Annotated in this window: 10 protein-coding genes; all 10 read left to right on the top strand. The window is 48.0% G+C overall.

Translation table 11 applies throughout. The features are described 5' to 3' along the window. Positions 1 to 20 precede the first annotated feature (20 nt). The 10 genes from KVG29_RS07415 (at position 21) to KVG29_RS07460 (ending at position 21,182) form a co-directional block, all read left to right on the top strand. Positions 21 to 1,025 (top strand): carbohydrate ABC transporter permease, encoded by a 1,005-nt coding sequence (locus tag KVG29_RS07415; protein ID WP_252227606.1) that lies wholly within the window; start codon positions 21 to 23, stop codon positions 1,023 to 1,025. A gap of 119 nt (positions 1,026 to 1,144) precedes the next feature. Next, positions 1,145 to 2,623 (top strand): ABC transporter substrate-binding protein, encoded by a 1,479-nt coding sequence (locus KVG29_RS07420; protein WP_252227607.1) that lies wholly within the window; start codon positions 1,145 to 1,147, stop codon positions 2,621 to 2,623. A 113-nt stretch (positions 2,624 to 2,736) separates the two neighbouring features. Beyond that, entirely contained in the window at positions 2,737 to 4,800 is a 2,064-nt protein-coding gene (locus KVG29_RS07425; protein ID WP_252227608.1) for a glycoside hydrolase family 9 protein, read from the top strand. 17 nt (positions 4,801 to 4,817) lie between these two features. Beyond that, complete coding sequence (locus tag KVG29_RS07430; RefSeq protein ID WP_252227609.1) at positions 4,818 to 5,948, top strand: endo-1,4-beta-xylanase; 1,131 nt, start codon at positions 4,818 to 4,820, stop codon at positions 5,946 to 5,948. Positions 5,949 to 6,112: 164 nt separating this feature from the next. Beyond that, complete coding sequence (locus KVG29_RS07435) at positions 6,113 to 6,970, top strand: hypothetical protein (protein ID WP_252227610.1); 858 nt, start codon at positions 6,113 to 6,115, stop codon at positions 6,968 to 6,970. A 112-nt stretch (positions 6,971 to 7,082) separates the two neighbouring features. Further along, positions 7,083 to 8,444 (top strand): oxidoreductase, encoded by a 1,362-nt coding sequence (locus tag KVG29_RS07440; protein WP_252227641.1) that lies wholly within the window; start codon positions 7,083 to 7,085, stop codon positions 8,442 to 8,444. Positions 8,445 to 8,473: 29 nt separating this feature from the next. Beyond that, positions 8,474 to 10,336 carry an FAD-binding protein gene (locus KVG29_RS07445; RefSeq protein ID WP_252227611.1) on the top strand — a complete coding sequence of 621 codons (1,863 nt, stop codon included), beginning with the start codon at positions 8,474 to 8,476 and terminating at the stop codon, positions 10,334 to 10,336. Positions 10,337 to 10,342: 6 nt separating this feature from the next. Then, positions 10,343 to 11,347, top strand: a complete 1,005-nt coding sequence (locus KVG29_RS07450) for a LacI family DNA-binding transcriptional regulator (RefSeq protein WP_252227612.1) — start codon at positions 10,343 to 10,345, stop codon at positions 11,345 to 11,347. A 37-nt stretch (positions 11,348 to 11,384) separates the two neighbouring features. Beyond that, on the top strand, positions 11,385 to 12,470 hold the full coding sequence (locus tag KVG29_RS07455; RefSeq protein ID WP_252227613.1) for a zinc-binding dehydrogenase: 1,086 nt from the start codon (positions 11,385 to 11,387) through the stop codon (positions 12,468 to 12,470). Between the two features lie 105 nt (positions 12,471 to 12,575). Next, positions 12,576 to 21,182 carry a glycoside hydrolase family 94 protein gene (locus tag KVG29_RS07460; protein ID WP_252227614.1) on the top strand — a complete coding sequence of 2,869 codons (8,607 nt, stop codon included), beginning with the start codon at positions 12,576 to 12,578 and terminating at the stop codon, positions 21,180 to 21,182. Positions 21,183 to 21,358 lie beyond the last annotated feature (176 nt).

A 21,358-nucleotide genomic window follows, 5' to 3' on the forward strand; every position in this document is an offset into this window, starting at 1 on the left:
TGATTAGGAGGTTGTACAGTATGAGTTCTGTGGCGATGGAACGGCAGCCTGCTGTAACAAGAGGAAAAGCCAGATACAGCTATTTTCCTCTATACAGATTACGGCAGTTATCGTGGTCGGTGGTTAGAACTATATTAGTGATGGGGATATGCTTCGTTATACTTTATCCGCTTATAGTAAAGTTTTCAGTCTCTATAATGGACGAGATGGACCTGTACGATATGACGGTACGCTATGTGCCCAAACATTTTACGTTAAAGAATTATGAGACGGTCTGGGAATATATGAGATATCCAGAAGCCTTCATGAATTCACTGAAACTGTCGTTGTTGACCAGCATCACGCAATTGATATCGTGTACGCTCATAGGCTATGGTTTTGCGAGATTTAATTTTCCATTGAAGAATTTGTTATTTGGTTTGGTTATAGCTATACTGGTGGTGCCGCCACAAACCATAATGATACCGCTATTTTTGCGTTTTAGGTTTTTCGATGTATTTGGCATCATTTCTGCGCTGAGAGGCGAAACTTTGAACTTGTTAAGTACATACTGGCCGTTCGTTTTTATGTCAGCTACTGGCATGGGTTTAAAAAATGGGCTGTATATATACATAATGCGCCAACATTTCAGAGGGGCACCTAAAGATCTAGAAGAGGCCGCATATATAGATGGCGCGGGACCGTTTAAGACATTTTATCGGATCATGCTCCCGGGTGCCATACCTATGATGGTTACTGTGTTCTTGTTTTCTTTTGTGTGGCAGTGGACCGATACTTTTTATTCATCACTGTTTTTGCAGAAACTGTGGGTTTTGCCGACCGCACTCAGCTCGTTGGTACCAAATGTATCCAAGAGCTATTCTGCAGAGCAATTAGGTATGATGGTGTATCTTAGCCCTGCTTATGCATCTATGCTCAATAATACCGGTAGCATACTGGTTGTAATACCGCTTGCTGTAATATACATCTTTGCTCAACGTTACTTTGTCGAGAGCATAGAGCGTTCAGGGTTGACAGGTATGTGATCCCCATAGCATCGGTTTTGCTGTTTGATGGGGGGTGATATGGGTATGTGATACAGTTTTTATCTTAAATTTTGCCGCTGTTGTATATAAATACTAATAGTTTAAGGGGGAGCGTAAAAATGTTAAAGAAAATTGCCTTATTGCTAAGCATTATAATGTTACTCTTGGCTGTTATGGCAGGTTGTGGCGGTGGGAATCAGCCGGCTGCAGACAATACAGGTGATCAAAAAGAGCAGCCTGCTGAAGGCGAGAAATCTGATGGTGAAGAAACTGAAGGTGAAAAAGCCGATGGTGAAGAAGCTGATGACGAAGCACCTCCACTGGATTTTGGCGGCAGGACCATAAGGTACACCGCATGGTGGAATCTTGAACCGCAACCTGGTTCCTCGGCAGCAGCTGACAGGCAAATAGCCAGGAGAACGGAACTTGAGAAGAAGTACAACTGCAAAGTAGAGTATGTCAATATACCATGGGATCAGTATCTGCAGCAGTTTATAACAGCCGCAATGGCGGGTGATTCTATAGGTGAATTGGTCACGCTGGATAGCAGATGGTTTTATCCCACTGCAGTAGCCAATGGATATCTTTGTGATCTCAATGACTTTGCTAAACAAGGTATATTTGATTTCACAGAGCCTAAATGGAACCAAGATTTTCTGAAGTGGTGTACCTTTGATGGTAAAATATATGGTTATGCTATAGGTAAGACATATCCGAGAAGCGTGCTGTTTTGGAATAAATCGCTGTTTGAGAGAGAAGGGTTGCCCGACCTGTACGAATTATTCTTCAACGGTGAATGGACCTGGGAAAAGATGCTGGAGATCGCTAAAAAAGCCACTAAGGATAAAGATGGTGATGGCAAGATTGACCAATGGGGTCTGTCTGGTATAGACCTGGGAGCTGCCTTTGTATTCTCAAATAATGCTGAATTTGTCGATGTATCCGATCCATATCATCCAAAATTTGTTCTGGATTCGCCTAACGCTTTGGAGGCACTGCAAGCATGGCAAGATTTTGTACAGAAACACAAGGTGGTAGAAGTAAATCCTGAAGGAGCACCCTGGGATTATCCGAGGCAGAGCTTTGCCAACGGCAACGTAGCCATGCTGTATACTCAGTGGTGGATGGTGGATGATATAAAGAATAGCATGAAAGATGAGTATGGTATTGTGTTATTTCCCAAAGGTCCCAAGGCTACTGACTATGTGTCGCAGTATTCAGGTTTTACCATCGATGTTATACCGTCAACGGTCAAAAATCCTGAACAAGTGGCCATATTCCAGAATGAAATGACAGAGCCCTATCCGGATGAAGATCCAGAAGAGTGGAAGGATTATTATATTGAGAGATTGTACGATACTAAGTCAGTAGAAGTTATAGAGATGTTGATAAATAAAGGACTCAGCAAGGTAGATTGGTTTGCTTCATTTGATGATGTTTTGCAGATGTCCTATACATTTATGGCAGAGATACAAAACGGCAGCAAAACGCCTCAAGTGGCTATAAGCGAGGTGGCACAGCAGGCCCAGACATTGTTGGACAACGCTCTTAAGAAGAAACCTGAGGAGCTCATAAAAACCGAAGAGTCAGCAGAATGAGCTAAAGAGGTCTTCTGCTCGTGTGGGCAGAAGACCTCTTTAAAAGTTAAACATTTTGTATTGATTTTTATGACAACTTGTAGTAAAAGTAAGGGAAAAGGGGTGTATTCGCCGTGAAACGTGGTATAAATATAGGTGCCGCCCTCGAAGCATCTATTGAAGGTGAATGGGGCGTTACTATAAAAGAGGATAGAAATATCATCGCTACATTTCACTATTACACCCCATTTTGGTTTACCCACCAAGGAGCAGGGTGGGTGAATCCATCGCCACCTGTCGGTAAAAAATGGGAGGGTTTTAACGAGCAGAAGCAGTTTATAGAAGATGAGCTTGATAGAGCGGTTAACTGGGCAAAGAAACGTGGAAGGCAGCTCTTTAGGGGTGAGTTTGGAGCGTACAGCAAGAAAAAACTGCTTAGCTTTTTTATCGCTGTGGCTGTGTCGGTTGCTCTTACGCTGACGGCATGTGATAAGGGAGATGAAGCCAAATTGCCCACAGAAGGAATTGCAAACGAGGTTGGCGATGATAAGGAAAGTGAAGCTGGTGACGGTAAGGAGAGTGAGGCTGAGATGATATTGGTGAATCAAATAGGTTATGGTATAGATGATCCCAAAATGGCCGTATTTGTAGTAGAGGTTGATAGCTTTGATGTCATAGACAAAGCCAGCGGTAAGACGGTATTTACCGGCCAAGCTACTGGTCTGAAAAGAGATGCATCTTCGGGGGATACGGTTTGCTATGGTGATTTTTCAGGGCTTAGGCAACCTGGTATATACTATATCTCAGTGGGTAAAGGCTTCAAGTCGCCGGAATTTACAATAGCCGAAAAGCCATATAAGGATATCAAAAATGCTTTGCTTAAAGCCTTTTATTATCAGCGGTGTGGTATGGCGTTGGAAGATAAGTATGCTGGCGTATGGCAGCATGATAAGTGCCACGCTGAAGACGGATACATATACGGCGACCAAAATCAACATATTGATACCACAGGGGGATGGCATGATGCTGGTGATTATGGTAAATATGTTGTACCGGCAGCCAAAGCCGTTGCCGACCTTATGCTGGCATACCAGCTTTCCCCAGAAGCATTTAAAGAGCAGATAAATATTCCCGAAAGCGGTAACGGTGTACCGGATATACTTAATGAAATCAGGTATGAGCTCGAATGGATGCTAAAGATGCAGGACCCCAAAAGCTATGGAGTCTACCATAAAATAGCCACATTGAACTTTCCTGGCTTTATAATGCCTGAGGTTGATAAAGATAGAAGATATATAAACCATATTTCAGCTACGGCCACTGCCGATTTTGCTGCTGCAATGGCTATGGGATACAGGGTTTATAAATCAATAGATAAGGAATTTGCGGAAAAAATGCTAAAAGCTGCGCAAAACGCATGGCAGTGGCTCGAGGTTAATCCGGATGTGCCGGGATTTAAAAACCCGCCGGGAGTAAATTCCGGAGAATATGGCGATTCCAATGACCGCGATGAAAGGTTTTGGGCAGCAGTAGAGCTGTACTGTGCCACTGGTGAACAAAAATATCATGATTATATAAAATCGTCATATAATGATCCATCGTTTTCAAAAGCCAGTTTTGGCTGGGCTACTGTTGGTGGTTACGGTACCGTTTCTTATCTTATGATGAGTCAAGATAAAGTAGACAGTACTGTTTATGATTATTTAAGGTCTCAATTTATAAAAGAAGCCGATAGATTGGTGGATATATGGTCAAATGACGGATATAAAGTGGTATTAAGACCTGATGAGTATTACTGGGGAAGCAATGGAGAGGTTATGAACAGGGCTATGCATCTTATATTAGCCAATGCTATAGCTGCAAATGCTGAGTATATAAATGCAGCCCGTGACCAATTCCACTATATATTGGGGCGTAATGCTTTGAACCAATGCTATGTGACTGGTTTCGGGTCCAATCCCATAATGCACCCCCATCACAGGCCCTCGGCAGCCGATGGTATAGAGCAACCGGTACCCGGTATGCTGTCGGGTGGCCCCAACAGTAGGAGGCAAGATCCTACGGCGCAAGAGAAAATACCGGTTGGTACACCGCCAGCAAAAGCTTTTATTGATGATGCAGGCAGCTATTCTACCAATGAAATTGCTATATATTGGAATTCTCCAGCTGTCTTTGTAGCCGCTTATTTTGATAAATAAGCACGAAGGTGTTGAATATGATAAAGCATATTATTGCCATCTCCATAGCTTTAGTTCTGATGCTCACAGGCTGTGGCAGTGGAGCTGACAAAAATGATGATCAGGATCAGACAATAGGTGAAGAGGAGGGCCAGAATATGATACAAGATATACCATCTTTAAAGGAAGTCTATAGAGATTATTTTCCTATAGGCGCAGCTGTAAGTGCTGACGCAATATTAAAAAGTCCTGATAAAGAGCTTATAGCTAAACATTTTAATACGCTTACACCCGAGAATGCGATGAAATTCCAGCCTATACATCCTGAGGACGGCGTATATAATTTCGAACACGCAGATAGGATTGTGGAGTTTGCACAGCAAAACGGTATGAGGGTGGTCGGGCATACCCTTATTTGGCATCAGCAGACGCCCGACTGGGTATTCAGGGATGCTAATGGAAACCTTGTAAGCAGAGAAGTGCTCTTAGAGAGGATGGAGGAGCATATAAAGACAGTGGTTGGGCGTTATAGGGGTAAGGTATATGGTTGGGATGTGGTAAACGAGGCCATAGCTGACTCGCCTCCTTATGATTTACGGGATACTATGTGGAGAAAGATTATAGGAGATGATTATATCGAATGGGCTTTTAAGTTTGCCCATGAAGCCGATCCCGAAGCCGAACTGTATTATAATGATTACAACACAGAAACGCCCGGTAAAAGGGAGGCTATATACAACCTTGTAAAAGGGCTTAAAGAAAAAGGTATTCGCATAGATGCTGTGGGTATGCAGTCGCATATAAACATTTATTATCCTTCCATACAGGAAGTCGAGAATTCTATAAAGAAATTTGCTTCACTTGGAATAAAGGTAAACATAAGCGAACTAGATATGGACGTGTATAAATGGGATGACAGGGAAGATAGATACAGAGGTGGCGTGCCGGATGATATATTGCAATTGCAGGCTGATCGGTATGGTGAGCTATTTGGGTTATACAGGCGCTATAAAGAGGTTATAGGTCGTGTTACTTTTTGGGGATATTATGATGGCGGATCGTGGCTGAATAACTTTCCGGTTAAGGGTCGAACCAATTATCCGTTGCTCTTTGATAGGCAGTTTAAGCCCAAGCCTGCTTTTTGGAGCGTAGTAAACTTTGATTTGTAAACTTTTAAAGGCTCTCATCTAAACTAATGAGAGCCTTTAAAAGTTTTATGTCAAATTGCTGCGCTTTTATGGTAGAATATTTATATGTAATGTATGCACGTGGTTTAATATATGGATACTGTGAGAACAAATAGTTAATATAGAAAAATGAGGTAGGTAGAAGTATGAGAACAGTACAAGCTGTGTTTGCTGCAATGCTTGTTGTAATTTTAGCTATCAACCTGGTAGCTATTGGGCTTAGCATTGCGTTTAGCATCACTTTTTTGTGCCTGGAATTTTACGACGAGGTTTTCCAAAAAACTCAATTTTACGGCCAAATCAGGCAGTGGCTTTTTAATAGAGTGAACACAGAACTGCCCAACGGCCATGAAGCGCTTCCTTACCTTGAAAAAGCCATGACGGAAGATTGGCTGAGGGATGAAGTATTGTTCTTGGGCGGACATCTGTTTAGGTTTTTAAAAGGCAAAAGCGATCAGCTACCCGTTATACCGCTGTACAAATTGTTTGATCGTTTGGATGATTACATGAGCCAAGCCCAGCTTGAAAATAGGGATAAGATGATCAATTACTGGTTTGGTCCAATACCCCAACGTGTACGCTTCCAGGATATTTTATCAGTGGAGTTTTTCTGGGTCATTCGTCAATTTGTAAGGGCTTTTAAATGGCTATCGTGGGGGACCGTTGCCATATTTTTGGCCCTGGCCGGGATTTTGGTTGCGGTTGTAAAGGGAATAAAACAATCATTGATTTGGATAGGTGCCTCAATGGCGTCAGCTGGGGGAGTGATGTTGGAACTATCGCTGGCTACAAAGTGGATATTGTTAAGCAATGGAATGATACCGCAATGGGCATTAAGCCCTGCATTGTTTAAATTCCCTCCCCGTGCCATAGAATTGCTGCTAAGGACATTTGTGGAGCATTTCCTGCTGAGGATCAATTTGATAGCCTTATCGCTGCTGCTCGTTGGAGCCGTCCTTATAACCTTCTGTAATTTTGATAGGGAATTGACCGTTATAAAATAAATTTTTTATTTTATAAAATTTTTAGAAGGAATAAAGGATGTGATATCGAATATATATTTTATGCAAACGATTGTACAAACCTTTGCAAAGAGGGAGGTCAACTATAGTGGGAATGCATGAAAGATTTCAATTGAAGAGCGTGGAGGACCTGTCTGACAAGATAAGGGCGCTGGGGATACATATGCCTGTATCCGTCGATATCGATGCGCTGCGACAACCTGTCAGGCTGGGTGACAGGGTCATTCCAAATTCCATGGCTATACAGCCGATGGAGGGCTGCGATGGAACGGCCGCGGGGGAACCGGATGAGCTAACTTTTAGGCGTTATCGGCGTTTTGCATCCGGTGGTGCCGGGCTCATATGGATTGAGGCGACTGCCGTTGTGCCCGAGGGTAGAGCCAATCCGCGGCAGCTGTATCTGTGCCGCCAAAACAAGGATGGATTTGCACGGCTCCTTGATACTATAATGGAGATTGCAAAAGCGCATTTTGGGCCTGATCATCGCCCTTATACCGTTATCCAGCTTACACATTCCGGCCGATACAGCAAGCCGGAGGGTAGACCCGCTCCCATAATCGCTGCGAGAAACCCATATCTTGACGGCAATCTTCCCGATGACTATCCCGTGATTTCGGATGAGCAACTGAAGGAGTTGGAGGACAGGTTTGTTGAAGCGGCTGAACTGGCCAGCGAAATCGGGTTTGATGCCGTGGATATAAAAAGCTGTCACAGGTATTTGAACTCGGAGCTTTTATCGGCATTTACCAGAGAAGGCAATTACGGAGGGAGCTTTGAGAACCGAACCCGTTTCCTCATAAATATAGTCGACAAGATCAAACAGCGCCTTGGCGATGCCATCGATGTCACCCTTAGGCTCAATGGCTATGATGCCATACCTTATCCCTATGGATGGGGAGTGGATAAGGAAGACCACAGGAAGCCTGACCTGACTGAACCCATACGGCTTGTTAAAATTCTACGGGACAAAGGCATCAAGATGGTCAACATAACCTGCGGCAATCCTTATTATAACCCCCATGTCAACAGGCCTTATGACAGTGGCCCATATATCCCACTCGAACACCCGCTTGAGGGCGTTGCCAGGATGCTCGGCTTTGCAAAGAAGATTCAGGACAGCGTACCTGATATAGTTGTGCTGTCGTCGGGGCTCAGCTGGCTTCGCCATCTATCGCCCTACGCAGCTGCTGGGGGCATTAAAGAAGGGTGGTTCAAGATAGCAGGGTTTGGGCGAATGGCATTTGCCTATCCCGATTTCGCAAGAGATGTCCTCGAGAAGGGGGCATTGGACGAGAAAAAGTGCTGCATTGCCTGCGGGAAGTGCTCGGAGATAATGAGGGATGGTGGCAAAGCCGGCTGTGTCATAAGGGATGCTGAGGTTTACGCTCCCATATACAAAGCTGGAAGGGAAGGTAAACCGCCTATACAGAGCAACAGGCTGGCCGAACATGTGTAAAATTCATATATAGGAGGGCGTGATGGTGTATGAAGCGTTTTAAATGCGATGTGTTGGTTGTAGGCGGGGGAGGAGCGGCGCTCAGGGCTGCAATTGCAGCCAGAGAGCTTGCCCCTGAATGCAGGGTGATCTTGGTTACAAAAGGCAAGCTGGGTACCACAGGCACCACTGCCAATTCGTGTTCGGACAGAATGGCGTTCCATGCTACACTGCCTCATACCGAACCGGGGGGAGAGGATGCATGGAAGTATCACGCAGATGATATTTACAGGCTGGGCGGCAGGGTTTCGGATTACGACCTCGCGGTTATATTGGCTAAAAAATCCTGTGAGGCCTTTGAATATTTGGACTCCCTCGGCGTACCGTTTGTAAAGAAGAACGGCAAGGCCCACCAATTTGTCACCGATGGTTCGAAATACGCCAGGGCCTGTTATACCGGGCCTAAAACGGCCATCCATATTGAAGAGGCTCTGGTCAGAAGGGCTAGGGAACTGGACCTTGAAGTTGTTGAAAACAGCATGATAGTGAGCCTCCTGGTGGAGGACGGGGAGATAGCAGGTGCCATTGGAGTTGACGAGGCGGACGAGATACTTCTCTTTGATACGCCTGCAGTTGTGCTGGGTACAGGCGGCGGGGGAGAGGTTTTTGAATACAACGTGTATCCGCCCGGTGCAACAGGTGACGGGTATGCCCTGGCGCTGCGGGCCGGTGCATCTCTGGTAAACATGGAGTTCATACAGATCGGTTTGTCGTCTGTAAAGACCAAGCTGGCGTGTTCAGGAAGCCTCATGAGGGCAGTACCGCGTTTTGTAAACGACCATGGGGAGGAGTTTTTGATCAAGTATTTCCCCGAGGGCACCACATGGATGGAGGTACACAACGTCGTATTTGAGAAGGGCGCCAGCTGGCCTGTATCCTGTGAGCATGCCTCCAGCCAGATAGACATCGCCGTATTTAAGGAGATAATGAAGGGTAGGCGTGTATATCTTGACTTCTCCACAAATCCGCAGGGATTTCAGTTTGACCAGCTGAAAACCGAAAATCGGCAGCGGTATACACAAGAGATCAACAATACTATGTCCGATGATCAGCGGGAAATCAGTCCATTGGCGCGCCTTAAGGAGATCAATTCCGCGTCTATACAGTGGCTCAAGGACAACGGGATTGACCTTGAACAAGGTGAAATGATAGAGATAGTACCAGCTGCACAGCATTTCCAGGGCGGCGTCAAGATAAGGGAAAAGGGTAATACCGAGGTGAGAGGCTTGTTTGCTGCCGGGGAGTGCGCTGGGGGGCAGCATGGTGCCAACCGGCCTGGTGGCAATGCTCTTCTGGACTGTCAGGTGTTTGGCAAGATCGCCGGCGAAGAGGCGGTACGCTACGCAAAATCGGTTTTGCCGAAGAAAAAGGCGATTACAGATAAGATGTGCGAAGGGCTACAAAAAGAAGGGCTTATTCTTGTGTACAATGGCGCGGCTGGTGCTGCCAAGGCAGGTGAGGGCGCCGGAAGAAGCATCTATGCCTCTGAACTCAAACGGGAGATTCAAAAGTTGATGGCACGTTATGTCTCGATAGTTCGCACGTATGAGGGACTTTCCAGGGCATGGCAGCGATTGGAGGAACTGGAGCAGTATGAGGTGAAGCGCGGGAACCTTGGCCTTATAGAATACTACGAGTGTCTCAACCTTTTGCTGGTGGCCAAGGCCATGGTTATGGCGTCTATGCAGCGCCACGAAAGCAGGGGTCCGCATCTCTTCTTCGAATCGGAGGATGACTTGAGGCCTGTGCCCGGCAATCCAGATTATGAGAAGTACTTTGTTATAAGATACAAAGGTAATGAGCTTGTGGCCGAGGCTCAGGACCCTGTAAGACCAGATGATAACGGGAGGTAAGTGCATTTGGCAACCATAAAGGATGTGGCAAAAAGAGCAGGCGTGTCGCCCAGCACCGTGTCACGGGCATTGAGCGGGAAAGTGCCGGTTGATAAAGAGACGCGGGAAAGGGTCATGGAGGCCGTACGCGCCCTTAACTATAAGCCCAACATCCTGGCCAAGGGGTTGAAAGAGGGCAGGACCAACACCGTAGGCCTTATTGTCCCTAATATATGCAATCCTGTGTTTCCTGCGGTGGCACGGGGTGTGGAGGACGTGGCCAGGGAACACGGTTTTACCGTCATATTGTGCAATACCGATGAAAACATTGAAGCCGAGAAGGACTATGTCGAGAAACTACAAAAGCGGTGGGTGGACGGCTTCATATTTGCCACGGCCAGGGAAGAAAGCCAACACATATTCGAGCTTAAAGAGAAGGGTTTTCCCGTGGTGCTGGTAGTGCGGCATATGGGCCAAGCGGTGGATGCCGTGGTAATAGATAATTATAAATCATCCTTTGAGGCCGTTAAATACCTGATCAATACAGGGCACAGGAGGATATGCATAATAAACGGCGATACCAGCTTGACGCTGTACAAGGAGCGCTTCGAAGGTTACAGGCATGCCCTTCAAGCTGCTGGATTGCCCGTTGTGCCGGAGCTGGTGCTGGATGTGGCTGGTCGAGATGATAACGGCTATGGAGCTGTTACGGCCATGTTAAAGAAGGGAATACTGCCCGATGCTGTGTTTGCCACAAGCGACCCCAGGGCGATTGGCGCCATAAGGGCTATCAAGGACTGCGGCCTGAGCGTACCTGGTGATGTGTCGGTGGTGGGATTTGACGACCTGGATATAAGCGCTTTTCTGGATCCACCCCTTACCACGGTTTCTCAGCCGCTGTATGAAATGGGAGCCAGGGCGGCACGCAGGCTTATCGATATGATCAACGGTGAAAAATCTGGGCAGCCAAAAGTTGAACTTGTAGAGGCCAATCTGGTGATAAGGAAATCGGTCAAAGTGCGGGAGCATTGATAAAATTATATTTTTAATCAAGAAAGGGATGGTGTACATGAAGAGCAAGGCCATGGTTTTAACGGCGTTCAACCAGCCGCTTGAGCTTCAGGAGTTTACCGTACCAGCCCTTGAGGAAGGGCAAGTGCTGGTTAAGCTCAAAGCTGCTGGCGTATGCGGCTCCGACGTGCACATGTGGAAGGGCGAGGACCCCAGAACCCCCCTTCCCATTATCCTGGGCCATGAAGGGGTAGGTATAGTCGCCGAAGTTAAGGGAGAAAAGCGCACTGTTGATGGCCTTCCGTTAAAGGAAGGGGACTTCATCTTATGGAACAGAGGTATCAGCTGTAACCAGTGTTTCGCCTGCAAGGTCTTGAGGGAGCCATCGCTGTGCCGGCAAAGGAAGGTGTACGGCATCAATATGTCGTGCAGCCTACCGCCATATTTAAACGGTTGCTATTCCGAGTATATTGTGCTCAACCGCGATACCGATATATTCAAGATTACCCAAGACGTAGATCCCGCAGTGGTAGTTTCGGCTTCCTGTTCGGGTGCCACTGTTGCCCACGCGTTTGATATGATCGAGCATGCGGTGGGCGATACGGTGGTGGTACAGGGCCCCGGCCCGCTAGGGATATATGCAGTGGCCTTTGCCAGGAAGCTTGGCGCTTCAAAGGTTGTCGTGATAGGCGGTTCATCCTCACGCCTTAACATATGCAAAGAGATGGGGGCCATTACCCTTGATCGCCATGCTACTACGGTAGAGCAGAGAAGGGAGTTCATCATGGATATAACCGGTGGACGGGGAGTTGATGTTGTCGTTGAAGCCGTGGGCTCTCAAGGTGTGGTGGAAGAGGGCATAAAGCTTTTAAGAAGCGGCGGCACTTACCTTTCAACCGGTTTTGCGCAGCCCGCTGGCCTGGAACAGATTGATTTCTATTATGATGTTGTGAGGAAGAACATCAGGATTCAGGGGGTATGGGTCAGCGATACCAGGCATACTTGGCAGGCCCTCAACCTAGTGCTCGAAAATTCTGAGGCCTTCAGAAAGATGATCACCCACAGGTTTAAGCTGACGGAGGCCAACGAGGCTCTGAATGCCATGGCTACCAGACAGGCTTTAAAAGCGGTGTTTGAGATGTAGCAATATTTCTCAATTCCAACCTTTGCATGTATTCAGGTGTAGAAAATCGTCAATAATTATTTATAGAAAAAAACCGGCAATACTTACATGCAAAGGGGAATCGGAATGCCAAATTTAGAAGAGCTAAAACAACACGCCAGAGAGATCGCCAAAAGCCACAAAGTCAAAAAAGGTGCAACATTATCCCGTAATGTATTTCCCAAAATTGATGAGGATATCGAGGTATTGCTTAAGGCCTATAAGATCACAAACGAAGTGGTGAAGAACAAAGGATATATCGTTCCTGCAGCCGAATGGCTGCTGGACAATTTCTACATGATCGAGGAACACATAAAGGATATTAAGCACAGCTTGAGTCAGGACTATTATTGTGAACTTCCTTTACTGGAAACCGGAAAATTTAAGGGATTGCCAAGGGTGTATGCGCTGGTTGAGGAGATGCTTTCCTATACCGATGCCAGCTTGAACGATGAGGAGATCAAGGCATTTATAAGTGGATACCAGTTGGTCACCCCTCTTACCAGCCGTGAACTCTGGGTAATCCCGACAATGATACGCATTGCATTGATAAAGAAAATCCGTGATATATCTGTACATATAGTGGAATCGCAAAATTTAAAAAGGGAAGCCGAAAAGTGGGCTGAGCGCTTGTTAGCAGCGCTGGAAGGTACCGAGGAAGACATACAGCGGGCTATTTCTGAGCACGATAGCGAAATCGGCACCATGGTGCCGGCCTATGCAGAAAGGTTGCTCAAGCGTTTAAGGGAGCAGGGCAGCGAAGCTGCCTCCATCATCAGATGGATAGATGGCAAGTTGGCGCTTCAAGGTACCAATGCAGAGGAAATCATACAGCAGGAGCACCAGCAACAGGCAGCATATAAGGTATCAATAGGGAATGCCATTACCACTCTGCGCTTTTTGGCGGGGATTAAATGGGAAGAGCTTTTTGAGAAATTGAGCATAGTAGAGCAGACGTTGCGCCAGGACCCTGAGGGAGTTTATGGGAAGATGGAGTTTGCTTCCAGAGATTTTTACCGCCGTCAGGTGGAGGAGCTGGCCAAAGAGGCCGGCGTCAGCGAGTGGGAAGTGGCGCATGCTGCCATTGATTGTGCCCGTGAATTTGGGAACAACCCGCATGCTGAGGCGCGGCACAGGCATGTGGGATACTACCTTATTGGTAAAGGCAGGAAACAGCTTGAGGCCAGGCTTAACATCAAGAAAAGCTTTGTCAAAAAGCTGAAGCAGGGAGTAGTCGATCATCCCTACGGCTTTTACTTCGGCTCAATCTCGTTGCTTACAGCAGGGTTGTTTGCGCTGTTCTATTTTATTCTATTCAGGTATGGCGACGTAACGGGTTTTTGGGATTTACTGGTAGCCATGCTGGTGGCTGCCATTCCAATCTTCAGCTTATCGATCGGCATAGTTCACTGGGCTGTTACCCGAATGCTGCCGCCATGCCATCTGCCAAAATTGGAGTTTAAGGATGGCATACCGCCGGAATACCGCACCCTGGTGATAATCCCTACCCTGTTGTCTAGCGAGAAGAGGGTCAAGGAACTGGTAGAGCAGATGGAGGTCTTTTACCTTGCCAACCACGAGAAAAACCTTCATTTTGCTCTAGTGGGCGATTTTAAAGATTCTCCCAATCAAACGGAACCCCAGGATGAAAAGATCGTTGAGACGGCTATAAAAGCTATCGAGGAGTTGAATGCCCGCTATAGCGACGAGAGAAAGGACATATTTTTCTATTTCCATCGTTACAGGCAGTGGAATCCGGCTCAGAAGACCTGGATGGGCTGGGAGCGCAAAAGAGGCGCTATTATTGAGCTTAACCGCTTCTTAAAGGGTAGAGACGATACAAGCTATTACATAAAGGTGGGAGACCTTTCGGCATTAAAATCCGTCAAGTATATCATCACGCTAGATGCTGATACCCAGCTGCCCAGGGATGCCGCAAAACGCCTGGTGGGCACCATGGCGCATCCACTTAACCGCCCCCGATTGAATCCATTTATACCTAGGGTGGAAGAAGGCCACGGGCTACTCCAGCCCAGGATAGGGGTGGCTGTGGATAGCGCCAGCCGCTCCTTTTTTGCTTTGATATTCTCGGGGCAAACCGGTATTGACCCCTATACCACGGCGGTTTCGGATGTGTACCAGGATCTCTTTGGCGAGGGAATATTCACGGGCAAGGGAATCTACGACCTGGATGCCTTTTACAACGTATTGGACCAGGCCATTCCCGAAAACACCATTTTGAGCCATGATTTGCTTGAAGGCTGTTATTTGAGGGCCGGATTGGTGACCGACATAGAATTGATAGACGGCTATCCATCCCATTACGTAGCTTATGCCATGAGGCTGCATCGCTGGGTCCGCGGGGACTGGCAGCTCATTCCATGGCTGTTCTCCCGTATAAAAGACGCAAGAGGGAACAGCGCGATAAACCCCCTAAACGCCATATCGAAATGGAAGATACTGGATAATATGAGGCGCAGCTTGCTGCCGCCTGCGATATTCCTTGCTCTGATGCTGGGCATGACGGTCCTGCCGGGGCCGGTATGGTTGTGGGTAAGCCTTGGGGTACTCACGCTGGCTTTTCCACTGCTTATGGACGTAATAGGCAACTTTTTGTCGGGGAGCAGAGGGGCTGGCTCTTCCACAAAGCTGGCCGATGCGCTGTTTGGCGCCAGGAGCCTGACATGGCAGATTGCCTTGTCGTTTGTATTTCTGGCGCACCAAGCCTATCTCATGGCGGATGCCATAGTGCGTACTATTATAAGGGTGGCTTTTACCCACAAGAGTATGCTGGAATGGGTAACTGCGGCAGATGCCGAGCGAAGCTTTAAGGGGCAGCTTTCCGACTTTTGGAGGAAGATGTGGCCCGGGACAGCGGTTGCGGCTTTCTTCTTCGGATGGATTGTCTTTTTCAATCCTGTGCTATGGGCTGGAACTGCGGCCTTGTCGATATTGTGGGGCTTGTCCCCGTGGATAGCCTATTGCATAAGTCGGCCGAAGCAAAAGCAGGTTCCCAATTTGTCGCAGGAACAGATTTTGAAGCTCAGGTTGATCGCCAGAAAGATATGGCGGTTCTTTGAGGATTTCGTTGGTCCGGAGGATAACTGGTTGCCGCCCGACAATTATCAGGAGGACCCACCTGTTGGCGTGGCGCACAGAACCTCGCCCACCAACATCGGTTTGTACCTCATGTCTATTCTGGCGGCACGTGACCTGGGCTATATAGGCACGCTGGAGGCTATCGAGAGGCTTGATCGTACCATTTCCACCATTGAGAGGATGGAAAAGGCCGAAGGCCATCTATATAACTGGTATAACACCACCACGCTGGAGCCGCTTAAACCCCGCATCATATCGTCGGTTGATAGCGGCAATCTGGTGGGTTATCTGATTGTCATCAAGCAGGGCATTGAAGACCTTTTGAAAAGGCCGCTTATAGGCAAAGAGATGCTGGAAGGGTTAAGGGATACGCTGATGCTTTACGAGCAAAAATGGGATGGCTTGCTTGGCAAGCTAGTGATCAGTGACGGCGTTACCCTTACCGGTTGGAGGACCCTGCTTGATGACATAAAACAAGAGAAGGGTGGCATTGATAGATACATCGGCCTTTATTTGCAGGAGCTGGATTGCCTAGTGCCATGGGTGTCAATGCTGTGCAGCGTGCCTGAACAGCTGAAGGATGAGCAAAGAGGATATGCTGAGACTGCCAAAAAGTTCAACCACCTGGCAGAGCAGCTCAATAATGGATTTTCGCTGGAATGGCTGCTGGATAACTATCCCCTTGTTTTGGATATTCTATCGGAGGTCATGCAGTCACTATATGAAAAAGGGCATGCAGATGAAAAAGCTCAAAAGCTCAAGAGCTGGTTTAAAGATTTTGAGCTGGCCCTGGCAAAGTCACATGCTGCTGTAAAGGATTTTGCACAGCGTTGCAACGATTTAAGCTGTAGAATTGACCAATTGGTCCGCAATACCAACTTCCGGGTGGTGTACGATTCTAACCTAGAGCTGTTCTCCGTGGGTTACGACGTGGAAAAGGGCAAGCTCATAAAGAGCTATTATGATCTTCTGGCATCCGAGGCGAGACAGGCCAGCTTTGTGGCCATAGCAAAGGGTGACGTGCCGCAGAAGCACTGGTTCCGTTTGGGGCGACCTCTAACCATGGTAGGGGATTACAAGGTGCTGCTGTCGTGGAGCGGTACCATGTTTGAATATATGATGCCGCTTTTGGTAATGAGGAACTATGATTATACCCTATTGGATGAGACATATACAGCGGCGGTGGAGGCTCAGATTCAATATGGGGAACAGCGCCGTGTACCCTGGGGGGTATCGGAATCCGCTTTTTATGCCTTTGACTTGCATCTCAACTATCAGTATAAAGCTTTTGGCGTACCCAAGCTAGGGCTTAAACGCGGGCTCATAAACGACATAGTCATTGCCCCCTATGCCACCCTTTTGGCCTTGCCGGTAAATCCCGTTGCAGCAGTCAAAAACGTTGAAGCCCTTATCGCGGAGGGGGCAGATGGCACTTACGGGTTATACGAGGCCATTGACTATACTCCTGAACGCCTGCCCCAGAAGAAGAGGAGGATGGTGGTAAAGAGCTTTATGGCCCACCACCAGGGTATGGCATTGCTGGCGCTGAATAACTTCTTAAACGACAACATCATGCAGGAGAGGTTCCATGCTTCTCCCATGGTTCGCGCTACCGAACTGTTGCTGCAGGAGCGCATCCCTGAAAAAGAGATATTTATAAAAGACCGCAGCGAAAAGCCTCTGGATGTGGAGACAGAAAAGGTAAAATATCACGAGATCAGGCCAAGAAGACGATTTTCTGTACCCACTACCGAGATACCCGAGGTGCATCTGCTGTCCAATGGCGCGTATTCGGTAATGATTACGGCCGGCGGCAGCGGTTTCAGCCAGATGCACGGGATGGTGGTTAACCGCTGGTGCGAGGATTTTACCCTGGAAGGGCACGGCATGTTTTTTTACATAAAAAACCTGAACTCAAACGAGTTTTGGTCGGCTACCTATAATCCCACCAGGGTTATGCCTGGTGAGTACCGTGTGGTATTTGAACCGGATCACGCTGTATTCTTAAGAAGGGATGGCAATATCGAAACCCTTACAGAGGTGGCGGTATCCACTGAGCATAATGCTGAGATAAGGAGAATAAGCCTTACCAATCATAGCCAACATGGACGGGTGGTGGAAGTTACCAGCTATTTTGAGCCTGTGCTGTCATCGTTGGCCGATGATATGGCGCACCGCGCATTCAATAACCTCTTTGTTGAAACCGAGTATGTACCTGAGTACAATACCCTTTTGGCCAGAAGAAGGCCGCGAAAGCCCCATCACAAGTCCGTATGGCTGGTCCATACCTTTGCGCTGGAAGGCGAAGCTATAGGCGAACCGCAATACGAAACCGACAGGGCCCGTTTTATTGGCAGGGGAAGAGACCTGTCTTTCCCGCAGGTAATGGAGCCGGAACACCCATTGTCCAATACAGCGGGGGCGGTGGTGGACCCCATCATGAGCTTGAGGCAGAGAATAGCCATTCCGCCTGGCAAGACTGCAAAGATATCTTTTATGGTGGCGGTGGCCGACAGCCGCGAGGCTGCCATTTCACTTGCAAAGGAGTACAGGAGTGGCTCTGTTGCCTCCCGCGCCTTTGAGCTGGCGTGGACCCACAGCCAGGTTGAGATGCGCTACCTCAATATAACCTCGGGGCAGGTCAACCTGTACCTGAAGATGGCATCTCATATACTCTATCCTACCCCTGTGCAGAGAAACAAGGAGGAGCTCTTAAGGAAAAATCGAAAGGGACAGTCGGGCCTGTGGGCGTACGGTATTTCGGGAGACATCCCAATCGTGGTGGTTGAGGTAAGCAAGCTGGAACACATGGAACTGGTCAGGCAGGTTTTAACAGCTCATGAGTACTGGCGCCTCAAAGGCTTAAATGTGGATCTGGTGCTGCTCAACGAGTATGGCAGCAGCTATGAGCAGCCTGTGCAGGAGAGGCTGCAGGATTTGGTTATGATAAGCCATGCCAGGGATTTACAGAACAAGCCGGGAGGGGTGTACATCATACAGGGGGTTTTTATGCCCGAGGAGGATAAAAACCTGTTGAAAGCTGTTGCGCGGCTGGTGCTATCGGGCGATGGTGGCAGCATATCATCACAGCTCAAGTTTTATGAACCAAAAGAGGCTTTACCACCTGCGTTAACTGTAACAGCACTGCCGGTTCACGAAGAAGAGATATTGGATGAAAAAGATGAAGAACTTATATTTTTCAACGAACTGGGAGGGTTCAGCCGCGATGGCCGGGAATACGTCATCAGGTTACAGCACGGCAAATGCACCCCTATGCCATGGAGCAACGTTGTATCCAACAGCCGGTTTGGTTTCCTGGTCACCGAATCGGGAGGCGGGTATACATGGTGTAAGAATAGCCGGCAGAACAAGTTGACGCCCTGGTCCAATGACCCGGTAATTGATCCGCCCGGTGAGGTCATCTATTTAAGGGATGAGGACACCGGTGAGGTTTGGACCATAACGCCATCCCCTGTTCGGGAGAGTCAGCCCTATATAGTGCGCCACGGGCAGGGCTATACGATATTTGAACACACCAGCCACGGGCTTGTGCAGCGTCAGGAGATGTTCGTGCCTTTGGAATACCCTGTGAAGATTTCAAAGGTGGTTTTAAGAAACGATTCTAAATGGAGCAAGAGGATTACCCTTACGTATTATGTTGAATGGGTGCTGGGCGTTCAGCGGCATGGTACTAGCCAGTTTATCATAACCGAGTGGGATGAGCAAACGGGTGCCTTGCTGGCACGAAACGCTTACAACGAAGAGTATGCCGAACGGGTAGCATTTATCGCGGCTAACCTACCTGTATCCTCCTATACATGCGACAGGACCGAATTTTTAGGCAGAAACGGCAGCATACAAACTCCAGCTGCCCTGCAGAGGATCGGTCTTTCCGGGCGAGTGGGTGCGGGCTATGACCCGTGCGGTGCGCTGCAGGTGAGAATAACCCTGGAGCCGGGAGAACAGAAGGAGATTGTATGTTTACTGGGACAGGGTGAAAACCTGGACGAAGTGCGGCAGATAATAAGTCTATACAGGGATGTTGAAAAGGTGGACCAGGAGCTTAAAAACGTAAAGAAATTCTGGGATGGGGTCTTGGGAACTGTGCAGGTCAGCACGCCAGACCCATCCATGGACCTGCTGCTCAACCGTTGGTTGGTGTACCAGGTGCTTTCCTGCAGGATGTGGGGCAGGACCAGCTTTTATCAAGCGAGCGGTGCCTATGGATTCAGGGACCAGCTGCAGGATTCCCTGGCACTGGTTTATAGTTTGTCGGATCTTGTACGGCAGCACATCATCGAAGCCAGTGCACATCAGTTTGTCGAGGGAGATGTGCAGCACTGGTGGCACATGCCTTATAAAGGGATTCGCACGCGGATGTCTGATGATCTGCTGTTCCTGCCGTTTGTGGCAGCCGACTACGTAAAGATTACCGGCGACTGGAGTGTACTCGATGAAGAGGTCTATTTCCTTGAAGATGAGCCTTTGGCGCCCGAAGAGATGGAGCGTTACAGCGTTCCCCGCATCTCACAGAGCAAGGCTACTGTCTACGAACACTGCATACGGGCCATAGAACGTGCGCTTAAGTTTGGTCCGCATGGGCTGCCGCTTATGGGTACGGGGGACTGGAACGATAGCATGGACAATGTAGGAAGAAAAGGAAGGGGCGAAAGCGTATGGCTGGGATGGTTCCTGTACACCACGCTGCAGCGCTTTATACCGATTTGTGAAGCCAGAGGGGATGAAGAGCGGGCTAAAAGCTTCAGAGAGATAGCTAGCAGTATCCTAAATGCTATTGAAAAACACGGCTGGGACGGTGGATGGTACAGAAGGGCTTACTTTGATGACGGAACGCCGCTAGGGTCTGAGCAAAATGACGAGTGCCAGATAGACTCGATATCTCAGTCCTGGGCGGTTATCTCGGAGGCCGCAAACCCCAACCGGGTTCGCGAGTCCATGAGGGCTTTAGAAAATTATCTGATTCGCCGTGAGGAGGGGATTATACGCCTGTTCACTCCGCCATTTGATAAGACCCATCTGGAACCGGGATACATCAAAGGTTATATTCCGGGTGTGAGGGAAAACGGCGGGCAGTACACCCATGCAGCGGTGTGGGTGATTATGGCCTTTGCCAAGCTGGGCGATGGCAATAAGGCCGCTGAGTTGTTTAACTTGATCAATCCCATAAACCATGCGCGCACCTGGATCGAGCTGTCGAGATACAAGGTAGAACCGTACGTAATGGCGGCAGATGTATATTCCACGCAGCTTTATGTGGGTAGAGGAGGATGGACCTGGTATACCGGTTCGGCGGCCTGGATGTACAGGGTAGGACTTGAACACATACTGGGATTTAAGCTGGAAGGCGAATACTTGATTGTGGACCCCTGTATACCTCAGTCGTGGAGCAAATACGAGATCAGCTACAATTACAAGAACAGCGCATACCACATCATCGTAGAGAACCCGCAAGGGGTCAGCAAGGGCGTCAGAACCGTACTGCTAGATGGGCAGAAGCTGCCGGACGGAAGGATCCCCCTTGTGGATGACGGCATACGCCATGAGGTGCGCGTCATACTGGGGACCGGTGTATAGTTGCCGGTCCTTCATTATTGTTTAAGCTTGAGTTTAAATTTGAATGCTTATGCGGTGTTTGCTTGACACAAAGAGAAAGGCATGCGTATAATATTTGTGTAAAAACTGTAAAATATAAAATTTTTAATAATGTTGTATTACGTTTTAGCTGCAAATTTTTAAAATAGAATCGAAAA

The sequence above is a fragment of the Caldicoprobacter algeriensis genome, assembly GCF_023838525.1.
GTDB lineage: Bacteria > Bacillota > Clostridia > Caldicoprobacterales > Caldicoprobacteraceae > Caldicoprobacter > Caldicoprobacter algeriensis.

Bases quoted from the DNA above. Each gene is read 5' to 3' on its own strand.
- KVG29_RS07435 (WP_252227610.1), top strand. From the start codon at position 6,113: ATGAGAACAGTACAAGCTGTGTTTGCTGCAATGCTTGTTGTAATTTTA.
- KVG29_RS07455 (WP_252227613.1), top strand. From the start codon at position 11,385: ATGAAGAGCAAGGCCATGGTTTTAACGGCGTTCAACCAGCCGCTTGAG.
- KVG29_RS07460 (WP_252227614.1), top strand. From the start codon at position 12,576: ATGCCAAATTTAGAAGAGCTAAAACAACACGCCAGAGAGATCGCCAAA.
- KVG29_RS07420 (WP_252227607.1), top strand. From the start codon at position 1,145: ATGTTAAAGAAAATTGCCTTATTGCTAAGCATTATAATGTTACTCTTG.
- KVG29_RS07445 (WP_252227611.1), top strand. From the start codon at position 8,474: ATGAAGCGTTTTAAATGCGATGTGTTGGTTGTAGGCGGGGGAGGAGCG.
- KVG29_RS07440 (WP_252227641.1), top strand. From the start codon at position 7,083: ATGCATGAAAGATTTCAATTGAAGAGCGTGGAGGACCTGTCTGACAAG.
- KVG29_RS07415 (WP_252227606.1), top strand. From the start codon at position 21: ATGAGTTCTGTGGCGATGGAACGGCAGCCTGCTGTAACAAGAGGAAAA.
- KVG29_RS07430 (WP_252227609.1), top strand. From the start codon at position 4,818: ATGATAAAGCATATTATTGCCATCTCCATAGCTTTAGTTCTGATGCTC.